The 17,652-nt window shown below is 49.8% G+C and carries 13 protein-coding genes and 1 tRNA gene; all 14 read right to left on the bottom strand.

Features of this window, described 5'->3' with window-relative positions; translation table 11 throughout:
* The coding region (locus GDA54_06620; protein MBC6497972.1) for a hypothetical protein at positions 1-108 on the bottom strand (108 nt) is incomplete at its 3' end.
* Between the two features lie 48 nt (positions 109-156).
* A complete protein-coding gene (fusA, locus tag GDA54_06615; GenBank protein MBC6497971.1) occupies positions 157-2,238 on the bottom strand; it encodes an elongation factor G in 2,082 nt (693 codons plus the stop codon).
* Positions 2,239-2,285: 47 nt separating this feature from the next.
* Positions 2,286-2,759 (bottom strand): 30S ribosomal protein S7, encoded by a 474-nt coding sequence (gene rpsG / locus GDA54_06610; protein MBC6497970.1) that lies wholly within the window; start codon positions 2,757-2,759, stop codon positions 2,286-2,288.
* Between the two features lie 20 nt (positions 2,760-2,779).
* Positions 2,780-3,154: a 30S ribosomal protein S12 gene (gene rpsL / locus GDA54_06605; GenBank protein MBC6497969.1), complete on the bottom strand. Its 375-nt coding sequence runs from the start codon at positions 3,152-3,154 to the stop codon at positions 2,780-2,782.
* Between the two features lie 110 nt (positions 3,155-3,264).
* Positions 3,265-9,366, bottom strand: a complete 6,102-nt coding sequence (gene rpoC, locus GDA54_06600) for a DNA-directed RNA polymerase subunit beta' (protein ID MBC6497968.1) — start codon at positions 9,364-9,366, stop codon at positions 3,265-3,267.
* Between the two features lie 5 nt (positions 9,367-9,371).
* Positions 9,372-14,096, bottom strand: coding sequence for a DNA-directed RNA polymerase subunit beta (rpoB, locus tag GDA54_06595; GenBank protein MBC6497967.1), 4,725 nt, complete (start codon positions 14,094-14,096; stop codon positions 9,372-9,374).
* A 211-nt stretch (positions 14,097-14,307) separates the two neighbouring features.
* Entirely contained in the window at positions 14,308-14,688 is a 381-nt protein-coding gene (gene rplL / locus GDA54_06590) for a 50S ribosomal protein L7/L12 (GenBank protein MBC6497966.1), read from the bottom strand.
* A gap of 113 nt (positions 14,689-14,801) precedes the next feature.
* Entirely contained in the window at positions 14,802-15,332 is a 531-nt protein-coding gene (locus GDA54_06585; protein ID MBC6497965.1) for a 50S ribosomal protein L10, read from the bottom strand.
* 18 nt (positions 15,333-15,350) lie between these two features.
* Positions 15,351-16,061: a 50S ribosomal protein L1 gene (locus tag GDA54_06580; GenBank protein MBC6497964.1), complete on the bottom strand. Its 711-nt coding sequence runs from the start codon at positions 16,059-16,061 to the stop codon at positions 15,351-15,353.
* 21 nt (positions 16,062-16,082) lie between these two features.
* A complete protein-coding gene (gene rplK / locus GDA54_06575; protein ID MBC6497963.1) occupies positions 16,083-16,532 on the bottom strand; it encodes a 50S ribosomal protein L11 in 450 nt (149 codons plus the stop codon).
* Positions 16,533-16,546: 14 nt separating this feature from the next.
* Positions 16,547-17,119 (bottom strand): transcription termination/antitermination factor NusG, encoded by a 573-nt coding sequence (gene nusG / locus GDA54_06570; protein ID MBC6497962.1) that lies wholly within the window; start codon positions 17,117-17,119, stop codon positions 16,547-16,549.
* A gap of 16 nt (positions 17,120-17,135) precedes the next feature.
* Positions 17,136-17,327: a preprotein translocase subunit SecE gene (gene secE, locus GDA54_06565; GenBank protein MBC6497961.1), complete on the bottom strand. Its 192-nt coding sequence runs from the start codon at positions 17,325-17,327 to the stop codon at positions 17,136-17,138.
* Positions 17,328-17,368: 41 nt separating this feature from the next.
* Positions 17,369-17,441 (bottom strand) — tRNA-Trp (locus GDA54_06560).
* Between the two features lie 105 nt (positions 17,442-17,546).
* Positions 17,547-17,652 (bottom strand): hypothetical protein (locus GDA54_06555; GenBank protein MBC6497960.1); only part of this gene is annotated, 106 nt, incomplete at its 5' end.

Genomic DNA, 17,652 nt, shown 5'->3' with positions numbered 1-17,652 from the left:
TAACACAGACGTTATGGCCGCCGTCAAGGTCGTCTTGCCATGGTCTACATGACCTATCGTCCCTATATTGCAATGCGGTTTCGTGCGCTCAAACTTCTCCTTCGCCATATCAATCTCTCCTCTCGTTCTATGTCCTGTGTATAAACCTATGTTTCTCTAACCTGTTGCCTTCTGGCATATCTCTTCCGCCACATTGTTCGGCACGGCTTGGTAGCGTGAAAACATCATGCTGTAATTCGCACGCCCCTGACTGAGAGAGCGCAAATTGTTCACATAACCGAACATGGTGGATAGAGGGACACTTGCTTTGACAATTTGCAAAGGGCCTTGTGCCTCCATGCCTGCCACCTGACCACGTCGACTATTGAGGTCGCCTATCACATCACCCATGTACTCTTCTGGTGTGACAACCTCTACATCCATAAGAGGCTCTAGCAAGACAGGCTGTGCTTTCTGCATGCCGTCACGAAACGCCGCCCTCGCCGCAATCTCAAACGCCAGAACGCTCGAATCCACATCGTGGAACGCTCCATCTAACAACGTCGCCTTGAAGTCAATGACAGGAAACCCCGCAAGAATACCTGACTCCATAGCCGAACGCAACCCCTTTTCTACACCCGGAATATACTCCTTTGGCACACGCCCTCCCACCACTTTGTTGTCGAAGATAAAGCCATCTCCTGCTTGACTTGGCTCGAATGTGATAATAACCCGCGCAAACTGCCCAGCACCGCCAGTCTGTTTCTTATGAATATAGTCGACTTTCACATCCTTGGTGATGGTCTCCCGATAGGCAACTTGTGGTGCGCCCACATCCGCCTCCACCTTGAATTCACGCTTCATACGATCTACGATAATCTCTAGATGCAACTCACCCATGCCCTTAATGACTGTTTGCCCGCTCTCTTCATCACTGGAGACACGGAAAGATGGGTCCTCTTGCGCAAGACGCTGCAACGCCAACGCCATCTTCTCTTGGTCGCTCTTGCTCTTCGGCTCTACCGCCACCTCAATAACAGGGTCTGGGAACTCCATACGCTCTAAAATAATGGGCTTATCACGGGAACACAGGGTGTCGCCTGTCGTTGCCGTTTTCAACCCTGCAATGGCAACAATATCGCCGGCATACGCTTCTTTAATATCCTCACGGCTATTGGCATGCATCTGCAACATACGCCCAACCCTCTCTTGTTTATTCTTGACGGGATTCAAAACTGTCATGCCACTGCTCAAGATACCGCTATATATACGACAGAAGCTCAGCGATCCCACAAAAGGGTCCGTCACAACCTTGAATGTGAGGGCGGAAAGTGGCGACGTATCGCTACTTTCACGACGGTCTTCCTCAGGCGTGTCGCTCAACGTTGTCCCCTTGACAGCGGGCACATCCACAGGTGATGGAAGATAATCAATGACAGCATCCAACATAGGTTGCACACCCTTGTTCTTAAAAGAAGAGCCACATAATACAGGCACAAAATCTGAGGCAAGCGTGCCCCGACGAATGCATGCCCGCAACGTCTCCTCGTCAGGCGCTTTACCTTCAAGATAAGATTCCATAGCATGGTCGTCCTGCTCAATGGCTGTCTCCACAAGTTTCTCGCGCCACAATAAAGCCTCTTCACGCATGGCATCATCAATCTCTTGCGCATCAAATTTTTCACCCAAGCCATCGCCTTTCCAAACAAGAGCTTTCATTTTTACCAAATCAATAATGCCGACAAAATCATTCTCAGCCCCTATAGGCAAGTGAAGAACGAGGGGATTCGCATTAAGGCGACTCTTCATCATGTCCACACAACGCATATAATTTGCTCCCGTGCGGTCCATCTTATTGACAAAACACATGCGCGGAACGCCATATTTGTCAGCCTGACGCCACACAGTCTCGGATTGCGGTTCTACGCCCGCCACACTATCGAAGACACAAATCGCACCATCTAAAACACGCAAACTCCGTTCCACTTCGATAGTGAAGTCCACATGCCCCGGCGTGTCAATGATGTTGATACGGTGATCACGCCAAAAACACGTCGTCGCTGCCGACGTTATGGTGATGCCACGCTCCTGTTCCTGCTCCATCCAATCCATTGTTGCCGCCCCATCATGCACCTCGCCTATTTTGTGAGAACGTCCCGTATAATAAAGAATACGCTCTGTCGTCGTCGTCTTACCAGCATCAATGTGTGCCATAATCCCAATGTTACGGTAGCGTGCTAACGCTGTGCCTCTTGCCATAATGTTCTAACCCTTAATCATCCATCCATGTCATGTTATATGCTTCATTACCAGCGATAGTGTGAAAAGGCACGATTTGCCTCAGCCATGCGGTGTGTATCCTCCCTCTTTTTAATGGACGCACCACGCTTGTGCCATGCATCAAGCAATTCACCACTTAAACACGCCGCCATACTGCCCTCACCACGCGCAACAGATGACGCGATCAGCCATCGCATCGCTAAAGCACGACCACGCTCATCACTCACCTCGACAGGAACTTGATAGGTTGCGCCTCCCACACGACGAGAACGCACCTCTACGTCAGGCTGCACATTGGCGAGCGCCTCGTGAAAGATCTCTAAAGGCGATGTCCCTTTTTCCTTCAAGGCAATGGCATCCAAAGCGCCATAGACAATACGCTCGGCAACTGACTTCTTCCCATCCTTCATCATCTTGTTCATAAAGCATGACAATAAGACATCGCCATAACGGGCGTCTGCCGTAACAGACCGCTTATCCGCAGACCTTCTACGCGACATGTGACCTTCCCCTCAGCACATCATTTAGGACGCTTGACGCCATATTTGGAACGCCCCTTATGTCGCCCACCTTGAACCCCTTGTGTATCCAATGTGCCACGGACAACATGATAACGCACACCCGGCAAGTCCTTCACACGCCCTCCCCTAATGGTGACGATAGAGTGCTCCTGTAAATTATGCCCCTCTCCCGGAATGTAACTCGTAACCTCAAATCCATTACTCAAACGCACACGCGCCACTTTTCGTAACGCTGAATTGGGCTTCTTTGGTGTCGTCGTATAGACCCTCGTGCACACACCCCGCTTCTGAGGACAACCTTGAAGGGCTGGTACTTTGTTACGTTTTACAACCTTCTGTCGAGGCTTTCGTATGAGCTGGTTGACCGTGGGCATGGCGTTTATGTTTCTCAGTGAACCGCGTCATCATTGCCCTCGATACAGGCATGACGCGCGTATGGTGTGTCTTACGCCTCTTTGCCCGCGACGTCAAGAGAAAAGTAAGACTATTTAACCATCTCTTCTACGGTCGTGCCTGCTCCCGTCTTTGTCTTGTCCCCAGACATTTCAGCCCCCTGAGTGTCTGTGACAATGTCGTCCTCTTGTTGTGTCGCCTGCTTTCTTTCCTTGTAGTGCTGTGCCGCCTCTCGCATCAATTTATGGACATGATAGCCAGAGCCAGCGGGAATGAGACGTCCAATAATGACGTTCTCTTTGAGCCCCTCTAAACGGTCTGTTTTGCCGACAATGGCCGCATCGGTGAGCACCTTTGTCGTCTCTTGGAAAGAGGCAGCGGAGATAAAGGAATTTGTATGCAGAGATGCCTTTGTGATGCCCAATAAGAGAGGCCTTGCCTGTGGCGGTTGTTTGCCCGACGCCTCTAGCGCTTGTTTTTCCTTGTCAAAAAGGGTTTTGTCCACCTCTTCATTTTCTAAAAATGTGCTGTCTCCCACGTCCGTTATTTCCACCTTTTGCATCATCTGGCGGGTCACAACCTCTATGTGTTTGTCATTGATACGGACGCCCTGCAAGCGATAGATGGCTTGCACTTCTTGAACCATACGATCGGCCATCTTCTCGACACCTTCCACCTCTAGAATGTCGTTCAGCCACGGCGTGCCGTCCGTCAATGGCGCGCCTCTTTCCACAAAAACATTGTCCTGAACCATGAGCACTCTGTCCTTGGACATGAGATGCTCTACCCTTTTCCCGTCCTCGCCAATGATGTAGAGGCGGTGCTTCGTCTTATATCCCCTGACATCAATTTCCACATGCCCGCTCACTTTCGCCAGACACGCGCTGTCCTTTGGTTTACGCGCCTCAAAAATGTCAGCAACTCTCGGCAATCCCCCTGTAATATCAATGGTTTTCGCCGCCTTATGGGGAGGTGTCGCTAAGGGATCGCCCCTCTTGACCTTCTCACCATTTTCCACAGATACCCTCATTTCCACCGCCAAGGGATAGCGGCCACGGACGTCATCTACTGGCTTACCTTCTTTATTCCAAATGATGATACTTGGCCCCAGAGAACGCTTAACCCATAAGGTATCACCTTTTTTGACCTCTTGTTGGTCATCTACGACAAGCTCGGTCCCTACCGTTAGCTCGCGATCCTTCCACAGCTCTTCACCTTCCTCGTTGTGAATGGCAATGAGCTCGCGATCCCTCCACAGCTCTTCACCTTCCTCGTTGTGAATGGTAATAAGCGGCGTCATGTCAGATGGATATGCTAATTGGTCACCTTCTTTAACATGCTTCCCTTCCTCGACAGAAAGAGTATACCCTGCCTTTAGGGTGTAACTTTTGAGGACTTTCCCGTCTGCGCCATTTTTGTCGCAAATGGTGATACGCGGCCTTAAGGTGCTTATGACGATCTTTGCGGGGCCGTCATCTGTTTCCCTCATTATTGTCTCACCCTCGATGATGTCTTTGTGGCGGACATAGCCAGCGGATTCTGTCTTTATCTCGTTAGATAATGAATACCCTAATAGGGTACCTGCTTCAACACGCTGTCCTTCCTTGACAGAAAGAATAGATCCTGCCTTTAGGGGGTAACTTTTGAGGACGTTCCCGTCTGTGCCATCTTTGTCGTAAATAGTGATACGCGGCTTTAAGGCGCGCTTTATGTCTATCTTTGCGGGGGCGTCATCTGTTTCCCTCGTCATTGTCTCACCCTCGATGATGTCTTTGTGGCGGACATAGCCAGTGGATTTTGTCTTTATCTCGTTAGATAAGGCATATCCTAATTGGCGACCTTCCTCGACATGCTGTCCGTCCTTGACAGAAAGAATATGTCCTGCCCTTAGGGTGTAACTTTTGAGGATTTTCCCGTCTGCGCCATCTTTGTCGTAAATGGTGAGACGCGGCTTTAAGGCGGGTGACGTATCCTTCTTGTCCTTTTTTGTATATGGTACTATCCTTGCGGTGCCGTCATCTTCCATCATCATTGTCTTACCTTCGATGATGTCTTTGTGGCGGACATAGCCAGCGTATTCTGTCTTTATCCCCTTAGATGGTGAATATCCTAATAGGGTACCTGCTTCAACACGCTGCCCTTCCTTGACAGAAAGAATATGTCCTGTCTTGAGTTTGTGCTCCTCAAGGACTTTCCCGTCTGCGCCATCTTTGTCGTAAATGGTGATACGCGGCTTTAAGGCGGGCTTTATGACGATTTTTGCGGGGCCGTTTTCTGTTTCCCTCACTATTGTCTCACCCTCGATGATGTCTTCGTGGCGGACATAACCAGCGTATTCTGTCTTTATCGCCCTAGATGAATATCTTAATGGGTCACCTGCTTCAACACGCTGTCCTTCCTTGACGGAAAGAATATGTCCTGTCTTGAGTTTGTGCTCCTCAAGGACTTTCCCGTTTGCGCCATCTTTGTCGTAAATGGTGATACTCGGCTTTAAGGCGGGCTTTATGACGATTTTTGCGGGGCCGTTTTCTGTTTCCCTCGTCATTGTCTCCCCCTCGATGATGTCCTCGTAACGGACATAGCCAGCGCACTCTGTCTTTACGTCCTTGGAAAGGATAATTTCTCGTTTTTCCCCTATATAATTAGATGGACGTCCTAACTGGTGACCTTTTTCAACATGCTGTCCTTCCTTGACAGAAAGAATATATCCTGTACTGAGGTTATAACTTTTGAGGACTTTCCCGTCTTCGCCATTTTTGTCGTAAATGATGATACGTGGCCTTAAGGCGGGCGATTTATCCTTCTCGTCCTTTTTTGTTGATATTATCTTTGCGGAGCCGTCTTCTGTTTCCCTCGTCATTGTCTCCCCTTCGATGATGTCCTCGTAACGGACATAGCCCGTGTATTCTGTCTCTACGGGCTGGTCCTTACGCTGCGCGTTTATACCATCAATAATATCGTGATAACGCACATAGCCTGCATGTGGTGACACACGTCGCACCATACTCTTCGGGCTCTGTGCCTTAATGACCTTGTTTCCAAAGCCCGTCGCCTCGTCCACTTCTATCCTCATGTTCACCCCTTCGTCGATATCGTGATAGTGCGCAGAGCCATCGAAGTCGGTCATGATGGGGGGCTCTCGATCTGATTCAGCGAGGGGCGCACCTTTGCTGACATGGTTGCCCTCTTTCACAAGGAGGCGAGAGCCATAGCGTAATGGATACTCTTTGTAGTCTCCGCCATCCCCATGTAGGATAAGAACGGCGTTATGTGACATGACGACATATTGGCCTTTGGAATTCTCTGCCAAGTCCATATTCTCGAAACGCGCCGTGCCGTCAAAGGGCGCGATAATCACCGAAGCGCCACCCTGAGCAGACCCGCCGATATGGAATGTGCGCATGGTGAGCTGAGTCCCTGGCTCACCAATGGATTGGGCGGCGACAACGCCAACGGCTTCGCCAAGATTGACAAGATTCCCTCGGGCTAAATCACGCCCATAACAGCGCGCGCAGCAGCCCTGATGGGTGTCGCAGAGCAAGACGGAACGAATCTTAACCTCATGAATGCCATGCTCTTGTATTTTTTCGAGCGCCATTTCGTCTATCACATCATTACGTTTGACGATAACACGTTTTTTGTCCTTTGGCGACACGATGTCTTCCGCCGCGCAACGTCCTAAAATGCGGTCCCCTAGGGACTCTACGAGATCGTCTCCTTGCCAGACTTCCTTCAAGGTGATCCCTTGCGTTGTCCCACAATCCTCTTCTTTGACGATGCAGTCTTGCGCAACATCCACAAGGCGACGGGTGAGGTAGCCAGAAGTCGATGTCTTCAATGCCGTATCCGCCAATCCTTTACGCGCCCCATGGGTCGAGTTAAAATACTCGAGCACCGTGAGCCCTTCCTTAAAATTGGAAATGACGGGCGTTTCGATAATGTCGCCAGATGGTTTCGCCAGGAGCCCGCGCATGCCCGCCAGTTGTTTCATTTGCGTAAGAGAGCCACGCGCGTCAGAATGGGCCATCATATAGACTGAATTCATGGCGCTGGGAGAAACGGATTCCTCGCTCTGCTGCGACATATCCCTCATAATATAGTCAGTAACCTTCTCGGTGCAACGATCCCATACATCGATGACTTTGTTATATTTTTCCCCTTCCGTGATAAGCCCTCCGTGATATTGCTGTTCGAAGTCCTTTACTTTCTTCTTGGTCGCTTCAATTAAACGCGCCTTTTCTTTTGGAATAATCAAGTCATCCTTGCCGAATGAAATGCCTGAACGACATGCCTCATTAAAGCCTAACCGCATCAACTGGTCGGCAAGGGTCACGGTGCGCGCCTGCCCACAATGGCGATAGACGGTATCAATCAATGTGTTAATTTCGCTCTTGACGAGCAGCTTATTGACGAGGGCATACTCTATATGTGGGTGACGGGGGAGAAGCGCCCCAATCATCATACGCCCCGCTGTCGTCTCCACAAGATAAGAACGTGGCTTGCCTTGCTCATCCACGCTGACAAAACGCGAACGTATAGGTGTATGCAGAGAACAGACGCCATGGTGAAGGGCGTGCATGATTTCACCCATATCGGCAAGGAGCTTAGGCTCTTCACCCTCCTTTTTGTGCATCAAACTGAGATAATATAAGCCTAAGACAATATCCTGACTCGCCGTGATGACGGGGTCGCCGTTGGCTGGCGATAAGATGTTGTTACTCGACATCATCAAAACCCGTGCCTCCATGCGCGCCTCTAGGGACAACAGCACATGGACAGCCATCTGGTCACCATCAAAATCAGCATTGAACGCCGCACAGACAAGAGGGTGTAATTGAATGGCCTTACCCTCCACAAGCAAAGGCTCAAAAGCTTGGATGCCTAAACGATGCAATGTGGGCGCACGGTTGAGCAACACAGGATGACCACGGGTGACTTTTTCTAAAACGTCCCATACCTCAGGATGTCGCCTCTCAATCATACGTTTTGCGGCTTTGATTGTTGGCGCGACATGACGCCTCTCTAATTCCGATAGGATGAACGGGCGAAAGAGCTCTAGCGCCATCTGTTTGGGAATGCCACATTGATGAAGTTGGAGGTTTGGACCCACAACAATGACGGAACGACCAGAATAATCAACACGCTTACCCAATAAATTCTGACGGAAACGCCCTTGCTTTCCTTTAAGCATCTCAGAGAGAGACTTGAGAGGACGCTTGTTAGCACCAGAGACCATCCTCCCCCGACGACCATTGTCAATGAGTGAATCCACAGATTCCTGCAACATCCTTTTTTCATTACGCACAATGATGCCGGGGGCGCGCAACTCCTCTAAACGCTTCAGGCGGTTATTGCGGGTGATGACACGCCTGTAGAGGTCATTGAGGTCTGATGTCGCAAAGCGACCACCCTCCATAGGCACCAAAGGACGCAAATCTGGTGGTAAAACAGGAAGAACATCTAAAATCATCCACTCAGGACGAGAATTCGAACGAATAAAGGACTCCACCGTCTTGAGACGCTTCCTATAATCGGCTCTTTTCGTCTCCGATTTCGTCGCGTCCATCTGCTTCTTGATGCTGGCACTTTCCTTTTCTAAATCCATCGACTGTAAAATACGCTTTAAGCCCTCCGCTCCCATGTAAGCCTCGAAGGAGTCGCCTAACTCGTCTTTGGCTTCTTCATAGTCCTGTTCCGTCAACAGCTCACCCTGCCGAAATTGCGTCATGCCTGGGTCGGTGACGATATATTTCTCAAAATAGAGAACGGATTCCACATGCTTGAGCTTCATGTCCATCATGAGCCCAATACGGCTGGGAAGAGAGCGTAAAAACCAAATATGGGCCACAGGGGCTTGGAGCTTGATATGCCCCATACGCTCCCGACGCACCCGAGAAAGCGTTACCTCAACGTTGCATTTGGGACATACTTCGCCTTTGTGCTTCATGCGACGCAACTTGCCACACAGACATTCATAATCCTTGATAGGGCCAAAAATACGGGCACAAAATAACCCGCCATGTTCAGGCTTCAATGTGCGGTAATTGATTGTCTCTGCCTTCGTGACTTCGCCACGAGACCAATTGATAATATCGTCCGAATTGGCAATGGAAATGGTAATTTCATCGAAGAAACGCTCACCGATCGACGATGTGCCAAAAGGAGAGGATGATGTGTTATGGGGAAAATTCATGTCTGCTAAGCCTCCATGTCACTCTTTATGTCACTCTTTATATTGCCGACCTCGGCTGATTCCTTGACTTTGTCGCCCGTATGACGCCCGTCTTGCTCTTTCTCTTGCTCTTCAATGGACGCGGCGAGTATCGGGACACTCTCCTGTTCATCCCCCTGCCCGTCTGTTTCAGGGATAGAGGCGACCTGACGGCTTTGTCCCTCATGCTCTTCATGTCCTGTAGCGCCTTCTGTATGCGACTCTGGTATGTCCAGACTGTTCCCAGTGAGACGTATATTGAGCGCCAAAGAACGCAACTCTTTGACCAAGACATTAAAGGACTCAGGTGTCCCCGCATCGAAGTTGCTACTCCCCTGGACGATCGTCTCATAAGCCTTGGTCCTCCCTTCCACATCATCAGACTTAATCGTCAGCATCTCTCGCAATGTATGCGCCGCTCCATAGGCTTCTAAGGCCCATACCTCCATTTCGCCAAAACGTTGCCCGCCCAGCTGCGCCTTGCCGCCTAATGGCTGCTGTGTGACAAGGCTATAAGGACCTGTGGCACGGGCATGAATCTTATCATCAACCAAATGGTGCAACTTCATCATATAGATATACCCCACCGTTACAGGACGCGCAAAAGGCTCACCTGTCTGGCCATCAATGAGGGTGACTTGACCGCTTTTATCAAGATCTCCTAAAGCCAGCATGTTGATAATATGATTCTCGTCAGCGCCATCAAAAATCGGTGTGGCAAAAGGAACACCATTTTTTAAAGTCCCACCAAGCTCAATCATGTCGTTGTCCTTGGTGATGCCCGCCTCTTTCAAGACATCCTCGCCATAGACCTTGCCCAGCAACGTCTTTAAGGGTGACAAAGAGCGCGCTTTTTCATCTTTACCTGACAACTGCTGATAGCTGTCTATGATCTGCCTCACAGTCTTCCCCAATCCAACAGACGCCCATCCTAGATGAGTCTCGAGAATCTGCCCAACATTCATGCGCGAAGGCACACCCAGTGGATTAAGGACAATATCCACAGGTGTTCCGTCCTCCATATAAGGCATATCTTCCATAGGCATGATTTTAGAAATAACACCCTTATTCCCATGACGCCCCGCCACCTTGTCGCCTACTTGAATCTTTCTCTTGACGGCAACAAAGACTTTGACAGACTCTAAGACGCCGGGGGGAAGGTCATCACCCGCATAAACAGCCTCCTTTTTGCTCTCGAAGTGACGCTCACTACGTTCAATTTTCTCCCGTAAGTCACGACGTACGACCTCGATGTTGTCGGTGGCATCGTCACTGACAACCTCAATATGCTGAAACTCGGCATAGGATAACGAATCAAACATGCTGTCGTCCAATATCGTTCCCTTCTTCAGAGAACCAAGAGCCTTCCTCAATTTCTGCCCACGTAGAATGTCCCTCATACGCTGGCGGTAGCCACGTTCAAGAATGGAACGCACATCGTTGTGTTCTTGCGTCAACCTCTTAATTTCATCCGCTTCGTTGGCGACAAGACGCTCGCCCTTATCCACACCTTTGCGAGAAAAAACGCGCACCTCGATCACCGTCCCCCACGCCCCAGGCGGAAGACGCAACGACGTATCACGCATGCTCTCGACCTTCTCCCCGAAAACATGACGCAGCAACTTCTCCTCTGGCGTGAGCGGGATTTCGCCTTTCGGTGTTACCTTGCCGACCAAAATGTCACCAGGATGAACTTCCGCCCCCACATGGACAATCCCCACTTCGTCCAAGTGACTTATGGCATCCTCGCTGATATTGGGAATGTCGCGCGTGATCTCATCAGGACCTAATTTTGTATCACGCGCCTCGACCTTGAATTCCTCAATGTGAATTGACGTGAAGATATCATCACGCACAATCCTGTTGGAAATTAAGACAGAGTCCTCAAAATTGTAACCCTTCCACGGCATAAAAGCAGCAAGAACGTTACGCCCTAACGCCAACTCCCCCTTGTCAGTGCAAGGACCATCGGCAATAATATCGCCCTTCGAAATTTTTTCTCCACGCCGCACAAGGGGACGCTGATGAATGCATGTGTTGTTATTGGAACGCTGAAATATGTTCAAATTATAAATATCAACACCCAAAGAAGACGACTCAGACTCACCCATCGCACGAGTCACAATACGCTTCGCATCAACCTGGTCCACAATGCCATCACATCGCGCCAACACGGTGGCAGAAGAATCTTTGCCAATAACATACTCCATGCCTGTCCCCACAAAAGGGGCTTCACTGACAAGAAGAGGAACAGCTTGGCGTTGCATGTTAGAACCCATGAGAATCCTTTTGGCATCATCATTCTCTAAAAAAGGAATCAACGCCGCCGCCACAGAAACCAGTTGGCGAGGCGACACATCCATATAGTCGACCTCTTGTGGAGAACACATGACAACCTCACCACCCTGACGGCACGTGATGAGGTCACCCGTCAAGCAGTCTTTCTCGTCCATGGTGGCGTTGGATTGCGCTATCGTGCAGGGCGCTTCCTCCATGGCTGAGAGATACACGATATCGCGACTCACGCGCCTATCATGGACTTTGCGGTAAGGTGTCTCGATGAAACCATGCTTATTCACCCGCGCATACGTCGAAAGGGAATTAATCAAACCGATATTGGGACCTTCCGGCGTTTCCACAGGACAGATACGCCCATAATGACTGGGATGGACGTCACGCACCTCAAAGCCCGCACTCTCCCGTGTGAGCCCGCCAGCCCCCAGCGCCGATATGCGGCGCTTATGGGTCAGTTCTGAAAGAGGATTCGTCTGCTCCATAAATTGCGACAAGGATGATGAGCCAAAAAACTCACGCATGGCAGACACAACAGGCTTCGCGTTCATGAGATTCATGGCCGTTGCTCTCTGACTGTCCATAGAGCCCATTCTTTCTCGAATCGCACGCTGCATTCGTAAGAGACCCTGTCGATACTGATTCTCCAATAACTCGCCCACACAACGTAGACGGCGATTGGCAAGATGGTCAATATCGTCAACGTCCCCACGCCCATCACGTAGCGCCGCTAAAACAGAGATAATCTTGGAAATGTCCTCAGGCCTGAGGGTGCGCTCCGTATCAGGGCAATCGATACCCAAACGCTTATTCATCTTAAAACGCCCAACCTCAGATAAGTCATAACGTTCAGGAGAAAATAACATCTGCTCGAGCATCACTTCGACATCTTCCTCTGTGGCTTGCTCGCCCGGACGCATAATCTGATAGAGGCTCAGCAGCGCCTCCTGATGATTGGTATTCTTATCGGCATAAAATGTGTTGCGCACCCATGGACCAACACGCACATGGTCAATATCGAAGGCGTGGATAACACGCCCCTTCTCGAACAAATCATCGACATTCTTCGGACTCAATTCATGGCCAGTATCCAAATAGTAGCCAAGAGCATAGGTGATGGTAAGAGTGCTCTCATCGCTCCCATCAGCCGTCACCTTTCCCTCTAAGAGGGTGGCAAGCCCATACATCACACGCGCGCACATGTCATGGGGCTGCTTGCCCGACTCTTTTGCTAAATCACACAAGGCAGAGGCCGATATAGTATAACGTTCCTCCTTTTTCTTATGGTGCTTCACCATATCCTCCGCGAGGACATGCACAATCTTTTCTAACAATAATCGACCCTTGTCGCCTTCCTCAGATGAGGATGCGCCTTGACCATCCTGTATCGTCCCGTCAGAGGCCGATGTGTCCGTTTGCGGCAAGACAATCGAGATGAGTTTTTCCTTCGTCTCCTCCACACTGCCGACAAAGGACGGGGTGATACTCTGCTCCGACGCAAGATAAGCGCCATAGAGCGCCTCTTTTGGCACCAGGACATGGCGTGCCTCGATCTTGCGGGCTCGACGTTCAGAAAGGCGCTTGCCTTTTTCGATGATGACATCACCCGTGCGCGCATCGACGACATCATAGGTCAGGCGGACACCCGCAAAGCGCTCAGGGTCGTAAGGCGCTTGCCACCCATCGTCCTTCTTTGTCCATTCGATATTTTTATAGAATTGTCTCAGGAGTTCCGCTTTTGTCCAATAGGATAAGGCCTGTCCCTTCCCTGCCCTCTTCTCCTTAGGAATAGACATAAGGAATGTGGATGCAAGAATCTTCCTTTTACGGTCAATACGCACATATATAAGGTCTTTGGTGTCAAATTCAAAATCAACCCAAGAGCCTCGATACGGAATGATACGGGCGTCATAGAGAAGCTTTCCTGAGGGATGGTTACGTCCTTTATCATGGCTGAAAAAGACGCCCGGACTCCTATGCATCTGTGAGACAACGACACGGGTGGCACCATTGACAATAAATGTCCCCTCATTTGTCATAATGGGCATCTCTCCCATATGGACAGTGCTACGTTTGGTAACGGTCTCTTCTATCTTCTTCGCCCCTGTTTCCGGGTCAATCTGGTAAACAACGAGCTCTAATGTGACTTTCAGCTGAGCGGCGTAGGAAACACCTCGACGACGGCACTCTGTAATGTCATATTTTGGTTCATCGAATTCATAGTCGACAAAGCGCAACTCGACCTGTCCAGAATAATCGGTGATGGGAAAGACAGAGTCAAAGGCATGTCTTAAGCCTGTGTCGAGAAAATGCCCATAGGACGCCTTCTGCATCTCTATGAGGTCTGGTAGCTGAGCGGCTTGAGAAATACTCCCAAAAGACTTACGTAGACGCTGACGTGAAAAATTCATCTTACCCATAACCGACTCTCTCTCAAAGATCTCACCATACGTGACAGGGATAATAGCACCCCATATAAAACAGACACCCTGCTCATGGACGCAACGCCCTCATGCGCACACGAATACGCGCACCCATGTCCCATGCACCCCTCGACAATGTGATGGCACATAGCGAAAGAGCGAACGGCCTGCTGAATGTTGCCCACGATGTTATGCCCACGATGCTATACTACGTGAGCTCCACCGTTGCACCTGCTGCTTCTAGCTTCTTTTTGATATCTTCCGCTTCCGCCTTTTCAATACCCTCCTTGACTGGTTTAGGGGCCCCATCCACCAAGTCTTTCGCCTCCTTGAGGCCTAACTCTGTAATGGAACGCACCTCCTTAATAACGTTAATTTTTTTATCACCAGCCGCTTTCAGCACAACGGTGAAGACTTTTTCCTCTTCACTTTCCTCTGCCACAGCACCTGCCACAGCACCACTGCTCGCAACGGCGACAGGGGCCGCCGCACTCACACCCCACTTCTCCTCGAGCATCTTACTCAATTCTGCGGCTTCCACCACACTCAATTTCGATAAATCATCAACGATCTTGCCTAAATCTGCCATTCTATCCTCTCTCCTGTCGGATTATATCGCGATATGCGCATACTCTATCTGAAAGAATATACACTCTTTTCCTTTCTGTCACCTTTTTTTCTCCCTGATGCGTTTATCGACTCTTAAGAATCCTGTGACGAAGACTGGGCGGATATGACGTGCGCAATGCGCCTCTGAGGTTCTTTCAGTAAACGCGCCAACTGCGCCCCCACCGTCTGCAACATCCCAACAATTCGAGAGTGCACAACATCTAAAGGCGGCATCGTCGCCAACTGGCTCACCGCCTCCGTGTCAATCATGATACCATCACAAAGTCCTCCACGAACAACAATCGTCCCCTCATGCTCCTTCGCAAAATCATAGACAATCCTCGCCGCACTGACCGCGTCCTCAGAAAAGGCAATGCATGTTTGACCATGAAACATCCCCATAAGAGCTGTCTTATCCTCGTCTCTTGTATCCTCGAAGCAATAGGCCATCAAGCGATTTTTTACAACCTTTAATGTCCCTTTTTCTTTACGCAAGTCCTTACGCAACGCCTCCGTTTGTGCCACCGTGAGAGCACCCCGCTCAAAAACAACCATCAAGGCATGGCGTTCGGCAAGGCTTTTGACGTCTTCTACCATCTTTTCCTTCTGCATACGCGTCGTCATGTGTCTCTTCCCCTTGTCCTATGTGCCACGTCCAGTGCCTATGGAGGAGACAGAAATAGCAACCCCTAGGCCCATGGATGAACTCATGCTCATACGCTTGATGTATTGTCCTTTGACGCCTGAGGGCTTTGCCTTGCGTAACGCATCGACCAGCGCCTGAACATTGTCCTCTAGCGCTTTTGGCGTAAAACTAGCGCGTCCCACAGACGTATGGACGATAGCATTTTTTTCTGTCTTAAAAGAGACCTGCCCTCCCTTCATATCTTTGACGACTTTTCCGACATTGTCTGTGACATTGCCCAATTTAGGGTTTGGCATAAGCCCCCTTGGTCCCAAGATACGCCCTAGTTTGCCAACCTCTGGCATCATATCAGGGGTGGCAACACATCTATCAAACCCTAAAGCACCACCAGAGAGAATGGCTTCAACGAGCTCGACGCCTCCGACAATATCCGCTCCTGCCTTTTTTGCCTCGTCTTGCTTTGCCTCAGAGCAAAAAACACCGACTCGCACATTCTTCCCGCTCCCATGAGGAAGCACAAGAGCACCACGCACGTTCTGCTCCGAACGTTTTGGGTCCACACCTAAATGCACAGCTACATCAATACTCTCATCAAATCGCGCCGTGGCACAACGTGTGACGACCTGAATAGCGTCCGCCAAGGGATACAGCGCGCCCTCACGATGTTCTTTCATGATGTTTTTACGTCTTTTGCTTAGTCGTGCCATGGGGTGTCGTCTCAACGCGCGTTAATTTTTGACTTGGACGCCCATAGAACGAGCCGTGCCAGCAATGATGCGCACCGCCTCCTCTACATCATAGGCGTTGAGGTCGTCCTTTTTTGTCTCGGCAATAGAGCGCAATGTCTCCATATCGATGGACGCCACACTGCTCCCACGTCCTGCTGTCGCACTGCCTTTACCAAGACTCAGCGCCTTCTTGATCATATATGACGCTGGCGGCGAACGCATGTCAAAGGAAAAACTCTTGTCCTTATAGATAGAAATGACGACAGGAATGGGAGAGCCAGCCTCCATCATTTTTGTTCTGTCGTTGAACGCTTTGCAAAACTCCATGATGTTCAACCCCTTTTGCCCTAAGGCAGGGCCAACGGGTGGTGAAGGATTGGCTTGTCCAGCAGGGATTTGTAGGCGCAAGGTCCCGACGACTTCTTTTGTTTTTTTCTTGCTTGGCGCCATAGACGTTGCTCTCCCTATATTTTTTTCACTTGAATATAATCTAGGTCAACAGGCGTAGAGCGCCCAAAGATAGAAATAGAGACTTTGAGGCGTTCTCTCTCCTCATCAACCTCTTCTATCGTTCCATCGAACGATGTGAACGGCCCATCACATACCTCGACATGCTCGCCTACCCAGAAAGACAAAGAGGATTTAGGACGGCTCACCCCTTCTTTCATTTGGAAAAAGATACGCTCGATGTCTTTTTCTCCCATGACAAGAGGGTCTTGATTGGCATCACTGAGAAAGCCATTGACCTTAGGAAGATTCACAACAAATTGGTGGGTTTTTGCTGTCATCTTCATATGGGCAAGAACGTAACTAGGGAAGAATTTACGCTTCGAGACAACACGCTTCCCTCGCCTAATCTCGCTGACTTCTTCCATAGGGACAAGCACATCTTTGAATTCGTCTTGCAGTCCTTTCTGTTTGATCTGCTTGAGCATTGTCTCCTTGACCTTATTTTCAAAGCCTGAGTAGACTTGAATTGTATACCACTTATACGTCGTCTCCTCATGGGAAGATGTCTGTATGTCCTTCAATGTCATGTCGACTCCCTATCCTCTAACCCACGCCCAAGATTGTTTGGATACCCCAAGCAACAATTTGGTCGACGATTAAGAAAAACACCGCCGCAATACCCACGAAGATAAAGACAATAAGTGTTGTCATCAACGTTTCTTGCTTCGTTGGCCATGCGACTTTCACAACCTCACGTTTGACTTCATCTAAAAAGCGTATGGGATTAAAGGCCATCTGTCTCCCTTTTGTCAGTGGTGCGCGCGCTATGAGGAGTGCAGGAGTGATAGGAATCGAACCTACAACCTTCGGTTTTGGAGACCGGCGCTCTACCAATTGAGCTACACTCCTTCATATCTTCCTCTCCGACCATAGAAGTCCTTCCATCACCTAAAAGCCAACATTGTGACAAGCAACGATGAATCGTGTCGTCACGTATCGGCTTTCTGTGCATGATCACTCGATAATGTTTGCGACGACACCAGCCCCGACGGTGCGTCCCCCTTCACGGATAGCAAAGCGCAAGCCTTGGTCCATAGCAATAGGCGTGAGCAACTCTACC

Source organism: Alphaproteobacteria bacterium GM7ARS4 (genome assembly GCA_014332745.1).
Lineage (GTDB): Bacteria > Pseudomonadota > Alphaproteobacteria > GM7ARS4 > GM7ARS4 > GM7ARS4.
This window is presented reverse-complemented; position numbering and strand designations above follow the sequence as displayed.